The following is a 20519-nucleotide window of genomic DNA, read 5'->3' on the forward strand; positions in this document are numbered from 1 at the left end:
GGGGGAGCCACCGGGGCGGAAGGGTTCGGGGGCGGGGAGGCCCGCCGGGGCGGGTCCGGGGCCGTCAGGATCCGGCGGCCACCGCCCGGCGCTCGGGCAGCATCAGGACCACGTACAGCGCGAGCGACGCGGCCAGCCCCACCGCCCAGCCGTAGTCGGCCAGCGGCTTGAGGAAGGGGATCAGCCCGTCCTCCGGGAACGGCCCCTTCCCCTGCGCCGAGTGCGACCCGCCCACCGCCAGCACACCCCCGACGAGGAACGCGGCCACGGCCTTGGGGTTCCAGCCGTTGGCGTACCAGTAACGGCCGCCGGGCCGGTAGAGGTCGGCGAGGTCGAGGACCGTCCGCCGGACGATCCAGTAGTCGGCGATCAGGATGCCCGCGACCGTACCGAGCAGGCCGCCGACCAGGCCGAGCCAGGTGAAGATGTACAGCTCGGGCGTCTCGGTGAGCTTCCACGGCATGATGAGCACCCCGACCACACCCGTGATCAGCGCGCCCGTACGGAAGTTGACGAGCTTCGGCGCCAGGTTCGCGAGGTCGTACGCCGGCGAGACGACGTTCGCCGCGATGTTCACCGAGATCGTCGCGATCAGTACGGTCACCAGCGCGAAGAGCAGCCCGAAGACGTTGTCCGTCTTGGCGGCCAGGGCGACCGGGTCCCAGACGGCCGCTCCGTACACCGCCTGCGATCCGGAGGTGACGAAGACCGACAGCAGCGCGAAGACGGTCATGGTCGTGGGCAACCCGAGGGTCTGGCCCCAGATCTGGGCGCGCTGTCCGGCGCCGAAGCGGGTGAAGTCGGGGATGTTGAGCGACAGGGTGGACCAGAAGGCGATCATCCCCATCAGGGAGGGGAAGAAGACCGGCCAGAAGTCCGCGCCCCAGCCGAGCTCCGACGGCTGGTCGAGCAGCGGGCCGAGGCCGCCGGCCTTGACGGTGATCCAGAGGAACAGCACGAGCGCGCCGACGATGACGAAGGGCGCGGCCCAGTTCTCGAAGCGCCGCAGGGTGTCCATCCCCCGGTAGATGATGGCGAGTTCGAGCGCCCAGAAGAGGACGAAGCACAGCCACAGCGTCCAGGGCTGGCCACCGACGCGCGACGCCTCCGCCCAGCCGCCGAAGATCTTGCCGAGCAGGACGAAGATGCCCTGGCCGCCGATCCAGGTCTGGATGCCGAACCAGGCGCAGGCGACGGCGGCCCGGATCAGCGCGGGCAGGTTGGCGCCGCGCAGGCCGAAAGAGGCGCGGGCGAGGACGGGGAAGGGGATGCCGTACTTGGGTCCCGCGTGGCCCGTCAGCAGCATCGGGAAGAGCACGATCAGGTTGGCGAGGGCGATCGTGAGGACCGCCTGCTTCCAGTCCATGCCGAGGGTGACCAGGCCCGAGGCCAGCAGCCAGGACGGGATGTTGTGCGCCATGCCGATCCACAGCGCGGCGAAGTTGTACGTGGTCCAGGTGCGGCGCGCGACCGGGACCGGCAGGAGGTCGTCGTTGACGAAGCGGCTGTCGGCGGGGGTCGCGCCGGGCGCGAGCCCGACCCGGCCGCCGTCGTCCGTTCCGGTGTCGGATATCGCGGTCATCGCGGCGGAACCCTTCCTCTGGAGGGGAAGTGCGGGATTCAGTCCTGGAAGTGCGGGATGATCTCGGAGCCGTACGCGTCGATCGTCGCTTCCTTCGCGTCGTGCATGTTGTACAGAGCGAACTGGTCGACGCCCAGGGCGCGCAGGGCCTCCAGCTTCTCGATGTGCGCCTCGACGGGTCCGAGCAGGCAGAACCGGTCCACGATCTCGTCGGTGACGAAGTCCGCGGACGCGTTGTCGGTGCGCCCGTGGTGGCTGTAGTCGTAGCCCTCGCGCCGCTTGATGTAGTCGGTCAGCGCGTCGGGCACCAGGCCGGAGTGCTCGCCGTAACGCGCCACCAGGTCCGCGACGTGGTTGCCGACCATCCCGCCGAACCACCGCGACTGGTCACGGGCGTGGGCGAGGTCGTCCCCGACGTACGCGGGCGCCGCCACGCAGATCGTGATCGCGTCCGGGTCGCGCCCGGCGTCCGAGGCGGCGGTACGGACCGCCTTGACCATCGACTCGGTGAGGTACGGGTCCGCGAGCTGGAGAATGAAGCCGTCGGCCTTCTGCCCGGCGAGGGCCAGGGCCTTGGGCCCGTACGCCGCCATCCAGACCGGCAGCTTCCCGTCCCGTACCCACGGCAGGCGCAGGGTCCGGCCGTCGACGTCCGCCTCGCGGCCCTCCGCGAGGTCCCGGATGACGCCCATCGCCTCGCCCAGCCGGGCCAGGGTGTTGGGCTTGCGGCCCGCGACCCGCATCGCGGAGTCGCCGCGCCCGATCCCGCAGACCGTGCGGTTGCCGTACATCTCGTTGAGGGTGGCGAAGGTGGACGCGGTCACCTCCCACGTCCTGGTGCCCGGGTTGGTGACCATGGGGCCCACGACGAGGCTGGTGGTGTGCTCCAGGATGCGGCTGTAGATGACGAACGGCTCCTGCCACAGGACCGCCGAGTCGAAGGTCCAGCCGTAGCGGAACCCGTTGCGTTCCGCGCGCCGCATGAGCCCGACGACCTCCGAGGCCGGCGGGTCGGTCTGGAGGACGAGTCCGAAGTCCATGGCCGTGCCACTCCTAGATCGCTTGGTTCGTTGGATTCGTTCGGTGCGCTTGGTTCATGGGGAGTTCGGCGGGCGTGCTCAGCCGAGGTACTGGCAGGTGGCGCGTGGCGTGTACTGGCCGTGGCCCGCGCGGCCGGTGAACTCCCGCCGGTCGATGACCGGTTCGCCCCGGGACAGCACGGTCTCCACCTGGCCGGTGATCCGTTTGCCCTCGTACGCCGAGTAGTCGACGTTCATGTGGTGCGTGGCGGCCGAGAGCGTCTGCTCCCGGTGCGGGTCGTAGATGACGACGTCGGCGTCCGCGCCGGGGGCGATGGTGCCCTTGCGCGGGTAGAGGCCGAACATCCGGGCCGGGGCGGCGCAGGCGATCTCGATCCAGCGGCGGCGGGTGAGGTGCCCCTCGACCACGGCCTGGTGCAGGAGATCCATCCGGTTCTCCACCCCGGGCAGCCCGTTGGGGATCTTGGAGAAGTCGCCGCGGCCCATGTCCTTCTGCCCGGTGAAGCAGAACGGGCAGTGGTCCGTGGACACCACCTGGAGGTCGTTGGTCCGCAGGCCGCGCCACAGCGCGGCCTGGTGCTCCCGGGGCCGCAGCGGCGTCGAGCAGACGTACTTGGCGCCCTCGAAGTCCGGCTCCGCGAGGTTGTCGGTGGAGAGGAAGAGGTACTGCGGGCAGGTCTCGCCGAAGACGGGCAGCCCCTTGTCGCGGGCCTGCGCCAGCTCCGCGACGGCCTCCTCGGCCGAGACGTGCACGACGTACAGCGGCGCGTCGGCGACCCGCGCGAGCTGGATCGCGCGGTGGGTGGCCTCGGCCTCCAGCAGGACCTTCCGTACCTCGCCGTGGTAGCGGGGGTCGGTGCGTCCCTCGGCGAGCGCCTGTTCCACGAGGACGTCGATCGCGATGCCGTTCTCGGCGTGCATCATGATCAACCCCCCGTTGTGGGAGGCGCGTTGCATGGCCCGCAGGATCTGGCCGTCGTCGCTGTAGAACACACCGGGGTACGCCATGAAGAGCTTGAAGGAGGTGACGCCCTCCTGCACCAGGAGGTCCATCTCCTTGAGCGAGTGCTCGTTCACGTCCGCCACGATCATGTGGAAGCCGTAGTCGATGGCGCACCGGCCGTCGGCCTTGGCGTACCAGGCGTCCAGGCCCTCGCGCAGTGCCTGTCCCGGCGACTGGATGGCGAAGTCGACGATGGTGGTGGTGCCGCCCCAGGCCGCGGCGCGGGTGCCGGTCTCGAAGGTGTCGGCCGCCAGGGTGCCGCCGAACGGCATCTCCATGTGCGTGTGGGCGTCGACGCCGCCCGGGATGACGTACTTCCCGGTCGCGTCGATCGTCCGCCCGGCGGTCCAGCCCTCGGCGACCGTGGACCCGTGCGCGGCGAGGGCGACGATCCTGCCGTCCTCGATCAGGACGTCGGCGTGGGTCTCCTCGGCGGCGGTGATGACAAGCCCGCCGCGGATCAGGGTGCGGGTGCTCATGGTGGTGGCGCTCCCTTGCTCGCGGTCCGACTGCCCCGGCGCAGAGGGTGGTGCCGGTTCCGCGCGGGGGCAGCCAGGACGGATCGGTCAGACGGCCCGCAGGGCCTGTTCGAGGATGGCCGCGCCCTGTTCCGCCTCCGCGACGGTGAGGGAGAGCGGCGGGGCGATCCGCACCACACTGGTGTTGTGGCCGCCGCCCTTGCCGAGCAACAGCCCGCCCTCGCGGGCCGCTTCGAGCAGGGCCGCGGCCCGCTCGGGCGACGCCTCGTCGGTGCCCGGCCTCACCAGTTCGAGGCCGATCATCAGGCCCCGGCCGCGGACCGCCCGTACGGCGTCGACCCCCGCGCCGATCCCCCGCAGCCGCTCGATCAGCAGTCCGCCGACCCGCCGGGCGTTGCCCTGGAGGTCGTGCTCCAGGAGGTACGAGAGGTTGGCGAGGCCCGCCGCCATCGTGACGGGGCTGCCGCCGAACGTCGAAATGGAGTTGGAGTCCAGGCAGTTCATGATGTCGGCGCGCGCCACCACTCCACCGATGGACATGCCGTTGCCGATGCCCTTGGCGAAGGTGAGGATGTCGGGCGGGCCGCTCGCGGCGTGCGCCTGCCAGCCCCAGAAGTGGTCGCCCGTGCGGCCCCAGCCGGTCTGCACCTCGTCGCTGATCCACAGGATGCCGTGCCGGTCCAGGACTTCGCGGAACGCGGCGTACAGCCCGTCGGGCGGGGCGGTGAACCCGCCGACGCCCTGCACCGGTTCGGCGATGAGCGCGGCGGGGACGCGGCCGTGGCCGAGCAGGTCCTCCAGGTCGGCCACGCAGGCCTGGACGAAGTCCGCGTCGTCGAGGTGCGCGTACGGGCCCCGGTCGCGGACCCCGCCGTGCACGTACAGCGTCTGGAGCGGGGAGAGCGAGGTCGGCGACCAGCCGCGGTTGCCGGTGACGGACACGGTGGAGAAGGACCGGCCGTGGTAGCTGTTGCGCATCGCCAGGATCTGGTTCGACGCGCGGTAGGTCGTGGCCAGCATGAGGGCCGTGTCGTTGGCCTCCGTACCGGACGTGGTGAAGAAGACCCGGGCGTCCGGGATGCCGGACAGGGTGGCGATCCGCTCGGCCAGCTCGACCATCGGGCGGTTGAGGTAGAGCGTCGAGGAGTGGATGATCCGGCCGGCCTGCTCGCTCACCGCCTTGGTGACCTCGGGCAGGGCGTGGGCGGTCATGGTGGTGAGGATGCCGCCGAAGAAGTCCAGGTAGCGGTTGCCGTCGGCGTCCCACACGTGGCGGCCCTCGCCGTGGGTGATCTCCAGCGGCCGGTCGTAGTACAGGGTGAGCCAGTCGGGGAGGACCGCGCGGTGGCGGTCGAGCAGCCGGTCGGTGCCCTGGGGGGTGACCGCGCGCGCGGGCGCCTGCGGGATGTCGTCCGTCATGTCGCCCACCTGTGTGATGTCCGTCGTGTCGGTCACGGCCGCACCAGTCCTTCGTACGCGTCGGGCCTGCGGTCCCGGTAGAACGCCCATTGCTGTCGCACCTCGTCGATCACCCCGAAGTCCAGGTCCCTGACGAGCAGTTCCTCCGCCTTGTCGCTCGCCTTCTCGCCGACGAACTGGCCGCGCGGGTCGACGAAGTAGCTCGTGCCGTAGAAGTCGTTGTCGCCGTACTCCTCCTGGCCCACCCGGTTGATCGCCGCGACGAAGTACTCGTTGGCGACGGCGGCGGCCGGCTGCTCCAGCTGCCAGAGGTACGCCGAGAGGCCGCGCGAGGTGGCGGACGGGTTGTAGACGATCTGGGCGCCGTTCAGGCCGAGCTGGCGCCAGCCCTCGGGGAAGTGCCGGTCGTAGCAGATGTAGACGCCGACGCGGCCGACGGCGGTGTCGAAGACGGGCCAGCCGGCGTTGCCCGGTTTGAAGTAGTACTTCTCCCAGAAGCCCTTCACCTGCGGGATGTGGTGCTTGCGGTACTTCCCCAGGTAGGTGCCGTCCGCGTCGATCACCGCGGCGGTGTTGTAGTAGAAGCCCGCCTGCTCGATCTCGAAGACGGGGACCACGATCACCATGCCGGTCTCCCGGGCGAGCTCGCGCATCCGCGTGACGGTCGGGCCGTCCGGGACGGGCTCGGCCCACCGGTAGTGCTCGGGCTCCTGCACCTGGCAGAAGTACGGGGCGTTGAAGACTTCCTGGAAGCCGATCACCTGAGCGCCCTGCCGGGCCGCCTCGCGGGCGTGCTCCTCATGCTTGGCGATCATGGATTCGGTGTCGCCGGTCCAGGTCGCCTGGACAAGTGCGGCGCGTACGACTCTGGCCACGGGACTGCTCCTTGGGCGTGATCGTCGACGAGCTTTCTACGCACGTAGATGCGATGCGTAGGAGGAGAACGTAAGCCCCGCCACACACGGGGGCAAGACCATCGTCGTTAACCCGCAGAGTCGATCAAGTTTCACACCCGAGCGGTCGACAACGAGCGGTTCGGGGTACGGACGGGTCAGGCGACCCCGATCCCGGCCAGCCGCAGGGCGTGCACCACGTCCCGCTCGTGACCGGCCGAGACGGCCCGCGCCGCGTCGAGGAGCTGCGGTACGAGACGGCGGGGATCGGGTACGGCGATCCGCGCCGCGTCCTCGGGTGTGCGGGCCTGGACGAAGGTGCTCAGCAACGCCTGCGCCTCGTACGCGCGGCCCGCCTCCCCCAGCGCGAGCACGGCGTGGGCGATCTCCCCGGCGGGGCGGGCGGCGCCCTGGCGGAGCAGCTGGGCGCAGTCGTCGTCCCGCCCGGCGACGGCGAGCGCCCCGGCCGCGGCGGCGAGCCGGTCGGGCGGCAGGGAGGCGGCCTCCCAGAGCAGCTCGGCCCAGTCGGCGGCGAGGCCCGCGCGGTTGAGTTCGGCGGCGAGCAGCGGCAGCTGGCCCGGCGGGCGCCCGGCGGCCTCGCAGAGCAGGACGTGCGCCTCGCCGGAGCGGCCCTGGGCGCGGAGCCCGACGAGCGAGGCGACCAGGCCGGCGGCGGCGCGCAGGTCCTCGGGCGAGTGGACGGGCTCGGCCGGGCGGGCGACCCCGGCGAGCGCCCCGCCGAAGCGGGCGCCGCGCGGGGTGTCGCGGGCGGTGGGGGGCGGGGTCTCCGTGAGGGGCGTGGCGACGGGCTCGTCGGCGTCGTCGTCGAGGTCGAGCCCGGCGAACCGGGCGCCGCGGGGTTTGCGCTTCGCGCCGGAGCCGCGCTTCTTCTGCCGCGGCGGAGCGGCATCCTCCTCACGGGGCGCGCCTGCGGCCCACTGCGGGGGGCTGCCGTCCGGCAGGGGGGCGGGGGCGTCCCGGACCGGGGCGGGGTACGGGTCGTCCCGGACGGGGGCGGGCTCGGCGGCGTCCCGGTAAGGCCCCGCCCCCGCGGCGCCACCGACCCCGGGGGCTCCCGGCCCCCACACACGGTCGCGCGGCGCAGGGGCACCGGGCCCGTTCCGGTAAGCCTCCTGCGAGGCAACCCCACCACGCGCACCGACGTCGCGCGGTGCACCGGCCCACGCCGAGGAGGCGCCGCCGCCGCTGCCGCTGCCGTCAGGCCGCGTGCCCGTGCCCGCACGGGGGTCCATGCCGGGGTGGGGGTCCGTCCCCGAGCGGCCGTCCGCACCCGGGCGGAAGTCGGTACTCGGGCGAGGGTCCATGCCCGCACGGGGATCCGTACCCGGACGGAGGTCTGTACCCGGGCGGAAGTCCGGCCCCGGGCCCAAGTCCGTACCCGCACGGAAGTCCATGCCCGCACGGGGATCCGTCCCGGGGCGACCGGTCGTGCCGGGAGCGGCGCCGGCGCTCGCCCCCGTACCCCTGCTCCCCCGCCGCGCGGACCCCGGGGCCGGGTCGCGGGTGCCGAAGACGGACTCCTCGTCCGACGGGGACTCCTCCTCGCGGAACCATCCCTCGGGGGCCACCGGGCGCGCGGTCGGGCCGCCGCGTCCCGGGGTGGTGAGCGCGGTGAGCCGGGAGCGGAGTTCGGCGCAGCGCGCCGAAGCGCGGGCGTGGTCGTCGCGCACCCACGCGAGGTCGTGCGCCAGCTGGTCGCCCTCGGGCGAGCCCGCCGGCACGGTACGGAGCCGCCGTACCAGCTCGTCGGCCCGCTCCACGGCGTACGCCTGCTCACGGACCATCAGCCGCAGCCGCTCGGCCAGCGCGTCCTCGCCGCCGGCCCGCCGGTCGTACGCGGCGGCGGACGCGGAATGCAAACGGCGCGCGCGTGCCGTCTCGGCCGCCGCCTGCTGGGCGTCGCGTCCCGCGCCGAAGTCCTGGAGCAGCGACTCCACGACGTCCCACGGGGGTATCTCGACGCCGTCGAAACACGCCCGCAGCCCGTCGGGGTCGCGCTGCCTGAACACGCCGTACCAGCCGCCGCCCGGGTCGAGCAGCGACGTCAGGTCGCGCAAGTACCGAGCGAACGCCCCTATTTCTGCCGGGAGTTGATGCACCGTCATCGCTGCCCCGTTCTGACCCCCCGTACCTGCCTGCGGTCAGGTGGCATTCGACCGCAGTCGTGTTACAGGACGGCTACGCGCAGTTTTCAGGGACGGTGCGGTGTGTTCGGCGCGGCACGGTGAGCGAGGGCGCGGGCGGTCAGAACGAGACGGCGATGCTGACCGTCCGGGGCTTGCCGCGCCGGAAGAGGCGGGCCGGGCGGTCGATCATCCAGAACTGCCAGGTGTACTTGCGGGTCAGGAGCCGCCGCACCCGGTCGTTCTCGGACGCGTCCAGCAGACGGGCCGTTCCCTCCACGGTGGTGGCGCCCGGCGCGACCCGTCCGCGCACGTCGCAGGCGGCCAGGACCACGCGGCCGTTGTTGCGGATCCGTTTGACCTTCCAGGCCTCCACGTTGGTCCAGACGAACAACTCACCCCCGTCCACGGCGTGCCAGACGGGGGTGGCGACACCGGTGCCGTCCTTGCGGTAGGTGGTGAGGCTGACATAGCGGGCGCGGCCGAGTTCGCCGACTTCGTCGAGGGTGGTCACGGACGGGAGACTACGCGCTCCCCGCCCGCCAGGCACGCGTCTCCAGCGGCCCTTGAGGGGCGCCCGGCTTCCGGCTGATCCCGGGGCCTGAGGCGGCCCCTCGGCGCAACAGCACACGCGGAACGCACGTAGCGCTTAAGACGGACGGCCCGCGCCTCCTCGCGACCCGGTGGGCCGTGGGGGTGCGGGCCGTCCCGTACACACCGACGCTCCGCGGGGCCTACCGCTTGCCGGCCGGCGTCACCACCATCGCCGAGCCGCCGCCCCTGCGGACGGTCTCCGCCGCCGCCAGCCAGCGGCCGTCCGGCAGGCGCTGGACGCCGGTCGCGGCGCCGATCTCCGGGTTCTGCGTGAACACGTGCCCGAGCGCCTCCAGTTGGGGCCGCACGGGGCTGTTCCACAGCCCCGGCTCCAGCTCCGTGGCCGCCGCGTTGCGCTGGCTCGCGCGGGGCGCGGCGATCGCGTCGACCAGCGGCAGGCCCCGGTCGAGGACGCCCGTCAGGGTCTGGAGGACCGTCGTGATGATGGTCGAGCCGCCGGGCGAGCCGACCGCGAGGACGGGGCGGTCGTGCCGGTCCAGCACGATCGTCGGGGAGATCGAGGAGCGCGGCCGCTTGCCGGGCCGGGGCAGGTTCGGGTCGTGGACCGCCGGGTTGGCGGGGGCGAACGAGAAGTCCGTCAGCTCGTTGTTGAGCAGGAAGCCGCGCCCCGGCACGGTGATCGCGCTGCCGCCGGTGGACTCGATCGTCAGGGTGTACGCGACGACGTTGCCCCACTTGTCGGCGGCCGTCAGGTGCGTGGTGTTCTCGCCCTCGAACGTGGTCGGCGCGGCGGTGCCGCCCTTCGCGCACGGCGTCGGATCGCTCGGATCGCCGGGCGCCAGCGGGCTCTTGAGGACCGCGTCGTCCTTGACGAGGCAGGCGCGCGAGTCCGCGAAGCGCTGCGAGAGCAGCCCCTTGGTGGGGACGTCCTCGAAGGCGGGGTCGCCGAGCCAGCGCCCCCGGTCGGCGAACGCGATGCGGCTCGCCTCGATGAAGCGGTGCAGGTACCGCGCCTGGGTGGCCTTCGAGAGGTCCGTGTTCTCCAGGATGTTGAGCGCCTCGCCGACACTCGTACCGCCGGACGAGGACGGCCCCATGCCGTACACGTCGAGGCCCCGGTAGGAGACCTTCGTCGGTGCCTGCCGCTTCGTCCGGTACGCGGCGAGGTCCCGGGTGCTGAGGTCGCCGGCCCGGACGACGCGGGTCGCCTTCGGGTCGACGGGAGGCGTCCGTACCGTACGGACGATGTCGCGGGCCAGCTCGCCCTCGTACAGGGCGTCGGTGCCCCGGCGCCCCAACTCCGCGTACGTACGGGCCAGATCGGCGTTCTTGAAGGTCGAGCCGACGACCGGCACCTGCCCGCCGGGCAGGAAGAGCTTCGCGGACGCGGGGAAGTCCGCGAACCGCGCCTGGTTGGCCTGGGTCTGGGTGCGGAAGGTCTCGTCGACGGTGAAGCCGTCCTTGGCGAGCTTCTCGGCGGGCTTCAGCAACTGCCCGAGGGACCTGCTGCCCCACGCGTCGAGCGCCGTGTCCCAGGTGGCGGGGGTGCCGGGGGTGCCGACGCTCAGCCCGCTGGTCACCGCGTCCGCGAACGGGATCGGCCTGCCGTCCTCCAGGAAGAGCCCGGAGTCGGCGGTCCTGGGGGCGGTCTCCCGGCCGTCGATGGTCTGCACGGTACGGGACCTGGCGTCGTAGTAGACGAAGTAGCCGCCGCCCCCGATGCCCGCCGAGTAGGGCTCGGTGACGCCGAGCGCCGCGGCCGTGGCCACCGCGGCGTCCACGGCGTTGCCGCCCCGGCGCAGCACCTCGATGCCCGCGGCGGAGGCGTCGGCGTCGACGCTCGCCACCGCTCCCCCGTACCCGGCGGCCACCGGGGTCTTCGCCAGGGTGGTGGGCGCGGGCGTCCGCGCCGAGGCCCCGGGGGCCGCCGTCGAGGGCGGCGCGGCGGCGCCCACGGCGAGCATGGCCGCGGCGACGGCCACGGCCGACACGTTCCGAGCAGCGGAGCGTTGCATCCGTACCTCCAGTCAAGAACCGTCCGCGCACTGTAACTTCACCGCCGCCGCCCCGTCAGGACCGTCTCGACCAGCGGTGCGGCGCACGCCCCGCCCCCCGCTAACTCCGGTCAGACCACCGCGCAGCGGCGCAGGTACTCGCCGGTGGCCGAGCCTTCCGCCTTGAGCAGGTCGTTGGGGGTGCCGGTGAAGACGATCTCCCCGCCGTGCTTGCCGCCGTCGGGGCCGAGGTCGATGACCCAGTCCGACTGGCGGACGATGTCGAGGTTGTGCTCGACCACGATGACTGTGTTGCCGCTGTCGACCAGGCGGTTCATCAGGCCGAGGATGGTGTCGACGTCGGACATGTGGAGGCCGGTGGTCGGCTCGTCCAGTACGTAGACGCTTCCTGAGCGGTGCAGTTGCCCGGCGAGCTTCAGGCGCTGCCGCTCGCCGCCCGACAGGGTGCTGAGGGACTGGCCCAGGGTGAGGTAGCCGAGACCCACGTCGAGGAGGCCCGTCAGCTTGTCGCGGATCTCCCGCTCGGTGAAGAATTCCACGGCCGCCTCGGCGGGGAGTTCGAGGACGTCGGCAATGGACTTGCCGCGCAGGTGGTGCGCGAGGACGTCCTCGCGGAACCTGCGGCCGTCGCAGGCCTCGCAGTGGGTCCGCACCGGGTCCATGTAGGCCAGTTCCGTGATCAGTTGGCCGCGGCCGTTGCACTCGCCGCAGGCGCCCGCCGAGTTGAAACTGAACAGTCCGGCCGGCGCGCCGCTCGCCTTGGCGAAGAGCTTGCGGGTCGCGTCCATCAGGTCGAGATGACTGAGCGGTGTGGAGCGCGAGGACCCCTTGATGGGCGACTGGTCCACGAAGACGCTGTCCGGGTAGGCCTTCAGGAACGACGCGGTGACCAGGGAGCTCTTGCCGGATCCCGCGACACCGGTGACCGCGGTCAGGACCCCGGTCGGGAAGGCGACGGTGACGTTCTTCAGATTGTGCAGGTCGGCGTCGCGCACCTCCAGGTGCCCGGTGGGCGTGCGGACCGTGTTCTTCACCGGGCCGACCCGCCGCAGGCCCTCGCCGGTGAGCGTGTCGGCTCTCCTCAGCTCCTCGAACGTCCCCGAGAAGACGATCTCCCCGCCGTGGACCCCGGCACGCGGGCCGACGTCGACGACATGGTCGGCGATCTCGATGACGTCGGGGTCGTGCTCCACGATGAGCACCGTGTTCCCCTGGTCCCGCAGGGCCCGCAGCAGGTCGTTGAGCCGGCCCACGTCCCGTGGATGCAGTCCGGTGCTCGGTTCGTCGAAGATGAAGGTCATTCCGATGAGACTGCTGCTGAGGTGGCGCACCATCTTCAGCCGCTGGGCCTCACCGCCGGAGAGCGAGGTGGTCTCCCGGTCGAGCGAGAGGTAGCCGAGGCCGATCCCCTCGATGCGTTCGAGCGCGGTACGCACACTCTCGGCGATCCCCACGGACTCGGGGTCACGAAAGGTACCGAGAAGCCGGATGAGGTCGCCGACCTCCATCCGGGACCAGTCCGCGATGGTGCGGCCGTCGATCGTCGCGGCCCGTGCCGCGGGATTCAGCCGGGTCCCCTGGCAGCCGTCGCAGGGACCTTGGGTGATGAACCGTTCGATGTTCGCCCGGCCGCGTTCCCCCAGCGTACTGAGGTCGCGCTTGAGGTTGGTCCGGGCGAACCGGTCGACCACGCCTTCGTACTTGAGGGTCGCCGTGGTGTTGGCGGTCCGCACGGTCACCGTGCCGCCGGAGCCGTGCAGGAGCATGTGCCACTCGGCAGCGTCGTAGTCGGCCAGCGGCTTGGCCGTGTCGAAGTGACCGGAGTTGGCGTACTGCTGCCAGTCCATGCCGCCGACCTTGTGGGTGGGCAGCTGGATGGCCCCCTCGTCGAGGGACTTGGACCGGTCGAGCATCCGCTCCACGTCGACCTGGCGCATCCGGCCGAGACCGTCGCAGTCGGGGCACATGCCCTGCGGGTCGTTGAAGGAGTAGACGCCGGGCGGCTGTTGGGGGGTCGCGAAGCGGGAGAACAGCACACGGATGGACGAGTAGATGTCCGTCATCGTGCCGACCGTCGACCGGGCATTGCCGCCGACCGGCTTCTGATCGACCACCACGGGTGTCGTTAAATTCTTGATCACGTCCGCGTGCGGGCGCTGGTATTTCGGCAGCTGATTGCGGATGAACCAGCTGAACGTACTGTTCAGCTGGCGCTGGGACTCCACCGCCAGCGTGTCGAAAACCAAGGAGGACTTCCCCGAACCCGACACCCCGGTGAATACCGTGATCTTGTTTCTCGAAAGGCGCAGCGACACGTTCTTGAGATTGTTCTCCCTGGCGCCGACGATCTGAATGTCATCTTCGTTCTCTGCCATGGGAATACAGTACAGGAATCATCCGGGCCGGTTCATCAAATCCCTTGCGCGCGCAGCGGGTTCAGGGCGGACTCCCCTATTCGTTCCCGGAGTACGGGATCGGTCACCCCCAGTCCTTCTCGGGGCGCGAGGCAGAGAACGCCCACCTTTCCGATGTGCTGATTGTTCTGGACCGTGCGGGTGGCCTCTCCGACCTCGGACAGCGGGTGGACGGCGGACAGGACGGGCACCAGCTTTCCGAGCCCGAACAGGCGGGTGCACTCGGCCTGTTCCTGGAGATTGGCGGCGTGGCTGCCGATGACGCGCTTGGAGTTCATCCACAGGTAGCGGTTGTCGTACTCGTGCCGGTATCCGGTGGTCGAGCCGCAGGTCACCACTGTGCCGCCGCGGCGGACGACGAAGACCGACAGGCCGAAGGTCGCCCGGCCGACGAAGTCGAACACCACGGCCGGGTCCTCGCCCGCCACCTCACGGATCGCCCGCCCCAGCCGCTTGGCCTGTTCGGCGGTGCTGTCCTTGCCGTCCGGACCTTCCAGGCCGAGTTCGGACCGGTTGACGACCAGGTCGCAGCCGAGCGCGCGCAGGTACCCGGCCTTGGCCTCGGAGCCGACCACCCCGACGGGGATCCCGCCCGCCTGTCTCACCAGTTGTACGGCGAAGGCCCCAAGTCCTCCGGTCGCGCCCCAGATCAGTACGACGTCCCCCAGCTTGATCCGGGCTCCCTTGTCGCTGATCAGCATCCGGTAGGAGGTGGCGGCGGTGAGGAGGACACCGGCGGCCTCCTCCCAGGTCAGATGACCCGGCTTCGGAAGCAGCTGGCTCGCCTTGACCACGGCGTAGTGGGCGAGTCCGCCGAAGTTCGTCTCGTACCCCCAGATCCGTTGTTCGGATCCGAGCATGGCGTCCGCGTGCGTGGCGGGCTCGTGATCGTCCACCTGGACACAGCTCACCACCACGTGGTCCCCGGGCCGCCACCGCCCGACTCCCGCCCCGGTACGGACCACCACACCCGCCGCGTCCGAGCCGATGACGTGGTACGGGAGATCGTGCCGGGCGGCGAACCCGCCGGCGGCGGCGCGCCGGGAGAGGAAGGCGAAGGTCGGCAACGGCTCGAACGTGGCCGACCAGACGGTGTTGTAGTTGATGGAACTCGCCATGACGGCGACGAGCACCTCGTCCGGCGCCAGCTCCGGCATCGGCACCGCTCCGACATGGATGGACTTGCGCACGTCCTTGTCGGTCTGCCCCGCGAACATACCGACGTCCTCGGCCCGCAGATGTGCCGCGGTGTACTCCTCCGGCAACGGCGCCCGCGCCAGTTCCCCCGGGGGCGCGTCCGACAGGACAGCCTCGCTCAAGGAATTCATCGCATTCCGTTTCTCGTCGGGGGTGCGGGGACATCGGTGGGGTTCCGCGGGATCAGGAAGCGGTGACGCCGCCGTCCAGGTAGCGCTGCCGCTCGGCGTAGAGCCGGGATTCGCTGGTCGCCAGCTTTCGCAGCTCTCCCACATGGGACTGGAAGCCGGGGTCGCTCACGGCGGCGCGGAGCGACTGCGCGTTCTTCCAGCGCGCGATGTTCACGAACCGCTGGGGGTCCTCGGTGTCCTGGGAAAGGGTGTATCCGAGAATGCCGGGCTGGCGCGTCATGAATTCGGCGGTCCTGGCGAAGGCCTCCTCGAATTCCTTCGGCTCCCCGGTCACGGTGAACCGGTTGACAAAAGTGACGGAGGTGGGCTGGTTGTCCATCGGAATCCCTTGCGTGGAGGACGACGGTGACGGGTCTTCGTGGTGGTACGGGAGAATGCCGGCGCGTCAGGCGGACAAGGCGTGCAGGCAGGCGATCAGACTGCGGGCCTGCACGTTCACGTAGTGGCTGTGCTGCACCAGGGAGGCCAGCTGGGTCAGCGTGAGCCAGCGGTAGTCCGGGTGGCCGGCATCGACATCGCCCTCGACCTCGATGACGGAGTACCGGTTCCGCGCGTGGAAGAAGCGCCCGCCCTCCTCCGAGTGCACGGCCTCGAACCGGACCTGGTGCGGCCGGGCGGCGAGAACCTCGGCCAGAAAGGGCGGTCGCGCGCCCCCCGGGATCGCGTCGTAGTTGGGCGGGGTGCACTGGACGGTGGGGGCGAGTTCCACGACGTCGACGTACCCCGGCTCGGCCTTGGCGTGGACCAGCAGGTGCAGGACGCCGTTCATCTGTTTGGCCAGGAAGGCCACCACGCCCTCGCCGCACGGCTCTATCATCGGCTGGGCCCAGGCGCGGGTCTCGCGTCCGGTGGCCGTGACACCGACCCCGATGACGCGGAAGAACAAGCCGCTGTCGTGCGCGATCTTCTTGTCGTCCCGGTTCCAGCCCTGCACGTCCCGCAGGGCGATCCGCTCGGCGTCGCTCTCCCGCCGGGTGCGGACGTCCGTGATCCAGCTGAGGACCTCGGAGGTGCTGTGGACGGCGTCGGCCTCCACGCCGTACGACCGGATGAGCGACGAGGTGAACGCGGTGAGATCGGGGCCGAACGCCCGCAGCAGGTTCACTCCGGCGAAGGGGACGCACGACAGGACCGTGCGCACGTCCATGTTCACCAGGTCGTCCAGCGCCAGCAGTTGGTGCACCTGACCGAGGGTCAGCCAGCAGAACCCAGCGAGCAGCTCGACCTCGCCGGTGACCTGGACGACCATGTTGCGGTTGCGCTTCCGGTGGAACCAGGAGCCCTGCTCGGACTGCCGGACGTCGGCCAGGACACGGTGGCCCGCGGTGTCCCGGAAGTAGTCGAGGTACGGCACACTCGCACCGCCGTGCACCCGGGTGTAGTTGCTGCGAGTCGCCTGGACCGTCGGGGAGAGCTGGAGGCCGTTGCAGTTGCCCGGCTCGATCTTGGCCTGCATCAGGCAGTGCAGGACACCGTCGAACTCCTTGACCAGGATGCCCAGGATGCCCACCTCGGGCTGGTTGATGATCGGCTGCTGCCACCGCTCGACCGGGCCGGCCGTCACCCGCGCGTCCAGCCCCTCGACCGAGTAGAACTTCCCCGAGACATGGCGGATGTTGCCCGTGTCGGGGTCGGTCCGCCATCCGTCGAGGTGGTCCAGCGGAAGGCTCCGGACCTCCATCTGGGAGATACGCCTCTGCTCGCCGAGCCAGCGGTGGAAGTGGTCGAGGTCGGGGACCAGTCCGGACCTGGCCATCACGGACCTCGCTGTCTGTAACGACGCGGCGCCGTCCACATCCTCGTGGGACTGGGCCGGCCGAAGGTGCGACGTCAATGCGGTCTCCAGAAAAGTCCGTTCGGCGGTCTGCACCGAATCGCGGATGCCGGGAGCGGTAGGGCGGCGGGCACCATCGTGGTCGGCCTCTCTCGACACCGCCTGCATTCACACTCGAACGGACAGCCGACGCCCCGGCCTCACCGATCCCGCGGATGCCGGGCACGCCGGAAGCCGGCCGGGGCTCGGCCCGGCCGGCCTCCGCGGGGTGGTCAGGCGGTGAAGGCCGCCGCGTTCTCCTCCACCCACTGGGCGAAGGCGCGCGCCGGCTTGCCGGTGACCTCCTCCACCGTGGGCAGCACGGTGTAGCCGGCCTCCGGGGGATTCGTGCGCATCATGAGGAAGAACTCGATGTCACCGTCCGCGTAGCCGCTGTTGCGCCAGTCGGCGACCACCTCGTCCTGGCTCAGCTCGACGTACCGGACCTCGCGGCCGATCACCTCGCCGATGATGCGCACCTTCTCCGCCGGGGTGAGCGCCTGGGGTCCCGTCAGCCAGTACTCCTTGCCGGCGTGACCGTCCGCGGTCAGCGCGGTCATGGCCACCGAGGCGATGTCCGCCTCGTGGACCATGGCGCTCCTGGACTCGGGGAAGCCCTCGCGGACGACACCCTCCGTCCTGACGGACTCGGCCCACTCCAGGGCGTTCGACATGAACTCCACCGGCGAGAGATGCGTCCACTCCAGGCCCGCGGCCTCGACGGCCTCCTCCAGGGGGCTCTTGGACAGGTCCCCCTTCAGTACGGTCACCTTGCGCACGCCGGCCTTGCGGGCCAGTTCGACGATCTCGGTGCCGTTCGTCAGCTCCGAGAAGTCCTCTCCGTTGAAGCTGATCAGGTGGGCCGCGGTGACGCCCGAGAAGACCTCCGCCAGACTCTCGGTCTCGGCGAGGTTGCCGGCGACGGCCTGCGCCCCGGCGGGAAGGTTCGCCTTCTGCGGGTTGCGGGTCAGAGCGCGTACCGGGTGCCCGGCGGCCAGCAGCTGCTCGACCAGCGGACGCCCCACGTTGCCCGTGGCTCCTGCGACAAGAATGGTCATGAGAATCTCCTTCGGGTCCGGAGCTCCGAAACTATGAGCAATCGCGGTCAACTGCTGTCCGCCACCGGTGCGAGACTCGGCTCATGTTGGAAACCTCGGCACGATTGCTCCGTCTGCTGAGTCTTTTGCAGGCACACCGGGACTGGTCCGGATTCGAGCTGGCGGACCGGCTGGGAGTGAGTCCGCGGACCGTGCGGCGCGACGTGGACAAGCTGCGCGCGCTCGGGTACCCGGTCAACGCGACGGGCGGGGTGGGCGGTGGCTACCAGTTGACCGCGGGCGCCTCGCTCCCGCCGCTGGTGCTGAACGACGAGGAGGCCGTCGCGGTGGCGATCGGGCTGCGCACCGCGGTGGGCGGCGCGGTCACCGGCATCACCGAGACGTCGATACAGGCCCTGGCCAAGCTGGACCAGGTGCTCCCCTCCAGGCTGCGCTACCAGGTCAACACCCTCAGCGCGGCACTGGTGACCGTGCCCGCCCCCGGTCCGACGGTCGATCCCTCCGTGCTCGTCGCCATCGCGTCGGCGATCCGCGACCTCGAACGACTGCGGTTCGACTACGTCTCGTACGACGGCTCGGAGAGTCTGCGGGACGTGGAGCCGTACCGCCTGGTCCATCACGGGCGGCGGTGGTACGTCTTCGGCTGGGACGTCACCCGGTCGGACTGGCGCAAGTTCCGTGCCGACCGGGTGACGGTCCGGATCCCGAACGGTCCGCGCTTCGCCCCGCGCCCGCTGCCCTCCGAGGATCTCCCCCACTACTTCGCCACCGCCACGGTCACCGACCAGTACCGCTACCGCGCGGTACTCACCATGTACGGCCCCGCCCAGGACGTGGCGGACGAGGTTCCGCCCACCCTCGGCGCGGTGGAACCCGTCGACGCGCACACCTGTGTCCTGCGCATCGGGTCGGACAGCCTCGACCATCTCGCGGTGTGGATCGCCGCCTTCGGATTCGAGTTCGACATCCAGGAGCCGCCGGAGCTGGTCGAACACGTCAGAACCCTGTCCGACCGCATGGGGCGCTCCGTCCGGCCCGGGGAGCGCGCCGTCCTCGGCGAGGCGGGCGCCCCGGAGCGTCCCGGCTCGGGGTCGGGGTCGGGGTCGGGTGACCGCGGAGGGGGGTGACCGCGGTCAGGCTCCCGCGGCCCCGGCCTCAGCGGAGGGAGGCCGCGCCCAGATCGCCGGCGACCTTCCGCGCGCGGTCCGTCGCGGCGGCGTGCGCCTGCCGCAGGGACAGCGCCGCCTTCTCCAGCTCCACCGGGTTCTCGGAGAGGAAGGGGGCGACCGTGTGGGAGGCGGCGATCAGCTCCAACTGGTAGCCGAGCACCTTCCCCAGAACCGTGCGCAGGTACGGGCCGCAGTGGTCCATGTCCTCGTCCGGCGCGCCCGGTCCGTAGTCCCCGCCGTAGGCGATCAGCACGGTCGCCGGACGGCCGGCGAGCGGGTTGGACGCCGGATCGTAGGGCAGGGTCCGTCCCAGGATCAGTGACTGGTCCAGCCACGCCTTGAGGCTGGACGGGACGGTCCAGTTGTGCATGGGCACGCTGATGAGCAGCGCGTCCGCGGCCTGGATCTCCGAGACCAGTTCGGACTGCAGCGCTGCGGCCGCGCGCTGCGCGTCGCTCCGCGGCTCGGACATGAGCGCCACGTACGAGTCGGGGTCGAGGTGCGGGATCGGGTCCGCGGTCAGGTCCCGGTGCGTGACGGTCGCACCGGGGTGTTCCTCGGCCCAGGCGGTCCGGAAGGAGGCGGCGAGACTCCGGGACACGGAGTACGGCGAGGTCGACGAGTCGATGTGCAGCAGATGGGGCACGGGACACCTCTCATGAACGACGGCGAGCTTCCCCGGGGGGCGGCGCTGACGGGAGTGCCGATCGTGGCGCGGGGCGCTCGAACCTGGTCGGAGCGCGGCTTGCGCCTCGGCGGTTCTCAGGTGCGGACGCCCACGAACAGGCCCCGGCCCGACAGGATTCCCGGCACGTACTCGGGGCGCAGTCCGGCGAGCGAGAACGCCGTCTCGTACTGCTCCCTGGTGAACAGCATGGCGCGGTGGACCTCCGTGAGGTGCTGGACACCGGTGTCGGGGGAGGCGCGCAGGTAGTGCACCTCCATCCGGGAGGTGTCGCCCTCGCGCACGGTGTGGGACATGCGGCTGATGGTGTCGCCCTCCCACCGCACGATGTCACCGGAGACCCAGCGGTCGACGAAGGTGTCGGGGAACCACCAGGGCTCCACGACCACCACGCCGCCCGGCCTGACGTGCCGGGCGAAGCGGACCAACGACGCGCGCAGTTCGTCGACGGACCCCACATAGCCGATCGAGGCGAACAGGCAGGTCAGCGAGTCGAACGTACGGCCGAGGTCGAAGTCCCGCATGTCCCCGACGTGCAGGGGCAGTTCGGCCGGCAGCTCCCGCCTCGCGATCTCCAGCATCGGCTCGGAGAGATCGACGCCCTCCGCGTACCCGATCAGCTCGGTGAACGGTCCGAGGTGGCCTCCGGTGCCGCAGGCGACGTCGAGCACGGAGGACGCGCCGGGGAGACGCAGACGGATCTGTTCGGCCACCGCCTCGGCCTCGGCCCGGTAGTCCTTGCCCCGCGCCGTGTGCTGTGCGTAGTAGATCTTCGCTGACTCGCCGCCGTACATGCCGTCTCCTCCGTTGCCGGGCCGGTCGTCGCCGGGACGGGTGACGGTCCCGGCTCCGGCACCCTGCC

The 20519-nt window shown here is 71.2% G+C and carries 16 protein-coding genes; 1 reads left to right on the top strand and 15 read right to left on the bottom strand.

The annotated features are described in order from the left end of the window. Window positions 1-64: 64 nt before the first annotated feature. The 13 genes from HA039_RS05580 to HA039_RS05640 all read right to left on the bottom strand — a co-directional run bounded on the left by HA039_RS05580 (window position 65) and on the right by HA039_RS05640 (window position 17803). Complete coding sequence (locus HA039_RS05580; protein WP_167024621.1) at window positions 65-1582, bottom strand: NCS1 family nucleobase:cation symporter-1; 1518 nt, start codon at window positions 1580-1582, stop codon at window positions 65-67. 38 nt (window positions 1583-1620) lie between these two features. After that, the gene (locus tag HA039_RS05585) at window positions 1621-2622 is read right to left on the bottom strand and encodes a TIGR03842 family LLM class F420-dependent oxidoreductase (RefSeq protein ID WP_167024624.1); all 1002 of its coding nucleotides are present in this window, start codon (window positions 2620-2622) and stop codon (window positions 1621-1623) included. 78 nt (window positions 2623-2700) lie between these two features. Next, entirely contained in the window at window positions 2701-4104 is a 1404-nt protein-coding gene (gene hydA, locus HA039_RS05590) for a dihydropyrimidinase (protein ID WP_167024627.1), read from the bottom strand. Between the two features lie 87 nt (window positions 4105-4191). Continuing rightward, window positions 4192-5523 (bottom strand): aspartate aminotransferase family protein, encoded by a 1332-nt coding sequence (locus HA039_RS05595; protein WP_167036277.1) that lies wholly within the window; start codon window positions 5521-5523, stop codon window positions 4192-4194. A 32-nt stretch (window positions 5524-5555) separates the two neighbouring features. Next, window positions 5556-6398: a nitrilase-related carbon-nitrogen hydrolase gene (locus HA039_RS05600; protein WP_167024629.1), complete on the bottom strand. Its 843-nt coding sequence runs from the start codon at window positions 6396-6398 to the stop codon at window positions 5556-5558. A 176-nt stretch (window positions 6399-6574) separates the two neighbouring features. Further along, window positions 6575-8494: a hypothetical protein gene (locus HA039_RS05605; protein WP_341830005.1), complete on the bottom strand. Its 1920-nt coding sequence runs from the start codon at window positions 8492-8494 to the stop codon at window positions 6575-6577. Window positions 8495-8681: 187 nt separating this feature from the next. Next, on the bottom strand, window positions 8682-9074 hold the full coding sequence (locus HA039_RS05610) for a PPOX class F420-dependent oxidoreductase (RefSeq protein WP_167024635.1): 393 nt from the start codon (window positions 9072-9074) through the stop codon (window positions 8682-8684). Window positions 9075-9294: 220 nt separating this feature from the next. After that, the gene (gene ggt, locus HA039_RS05615) at window positions 9295-11130 is read right to left on the bottom strand and encodes a gamma-glutamyltransferase (RefSeq protein ID WP_167024638.1); all 1836 of its coding nucleotides are present in this window, start codon (window positions 11128-11130) and stop codon (window positions 9295-9297) included. A 110-nt stretch (window positions 11131-11240) separates the two neighbouring features. Next, window positions 11241-13505, bottom strand: coding sequence for an ATP-binding cassette domain-containing protein (locus HA039_RS05620; RefSeq protein WP_167024641.1), 2265 nt, complete (start codon window positions 13503-13505; stop codon window positions 11241-11243). Between the two features lie 35 nt (window positions 13506-13540). Next, the gene (ccrA, locus tag HA039_RS05625; protein WP_167024644.1) at window positions 13541-14872 is read right to left on the bottom strand and encodes a crotonyl-CoA carboxylase/reductase; all 1332 of its coding nucleotides are present in this window, start codon (window positions 14870-14872) and stop codon (window positions 13541-13543) included. A 52-nt stretch (window positions 14873-14924) separates the two neighbouring features. Continuing rightward, the gene (locus HA039_RS05630) at window positions 14925-15251 is read right to left on the bottom strand and encodes an antibiotic biosynthesis monooxygenase family protein (RefSeq protein ID WP_167024648.1); all 327 of its coding nucleotides are present in this window, start codon (window positions 15249-15251) and stop codon (window positions 14925-14927) included. A gap of 66 nt (window positions 15252-15317) precedes the next feature. Further along, window positions 15318-16688 (bottom strand): NDP-hexose 2,3-dehydratase family protein, encoded by a 1371-nt coding sequence (locus HA039_RS05635; RefSeq protein ID WP_167024651.1) that lies wholly within the window; start codon window positions 16686-16688, stop codon window positions 15318-15320. A 290-nt stretch (window positions 16689-16978) separates the two neighbouring features. Continuing rightward, window positions 16979-17803, bottom strand: coding sequence for an SDR family oxidoreductase (locus HA039_RS05640; protein ID WP_167024654.1), 825 nt, complete (start codon window positions 17801-17803; stop codon window positions 16979-16981). An 83-nt stretch (window positions 17804-17886) separates the two neighbouring features. On the opposite strand from HA039_RS05640, the gene HA039_RS05645 reads away from it, so the two are divergent. Then, entirely contained in the window at window positions 17887-18930 is a 1044-nt protein-coding gene (locus tag HA039_RS05645; RefSeq protein ID WP_167024657.1) for a helix-turn-helix transcriptional regulator, read from the top strand. A 28-nt stretch (window positions 18931-18958) separates the two neighbouring features. Here HA039_RS05645 and HA039_RS05650 read toward each other — a convergent pair whose 3' ends face one another. Further along, complete coding sequence (locus tag HA039_RS05650) at window positions 18959-19618, bottom strand: FMN-dependent NADH-azoreductase (RefSeq protein ID WP_167024660.1); 660 nt, start codon at window positions 19616-19618, stop codon at window positions 18959-18961. 116 nt (window positions 19619-19734) lie between these two features. Further along, entirely contained in the window at window positions 19735-20451 is a 717-nt protein-coding gene (locus HA039_RS05655; RefSeq protein ID WP_167024663.1) for a class I SAM-dependent DNA methyltransferase, read from the bottom strand. Window positions 20452-20519 lie beyond the last annotated feature (68 nt).

The sequence above is a fragment of the Streptomyces liangshanensis genome (genome assembly GCF_011694815.1).
Taxonomy (GTDB): domain Bacteria; phylum Actinomycetota; class Actinomycetes; order Streptomycetales; family Streptomycetaceae; genus Streptomyces; species Streptomyces liangshanensis.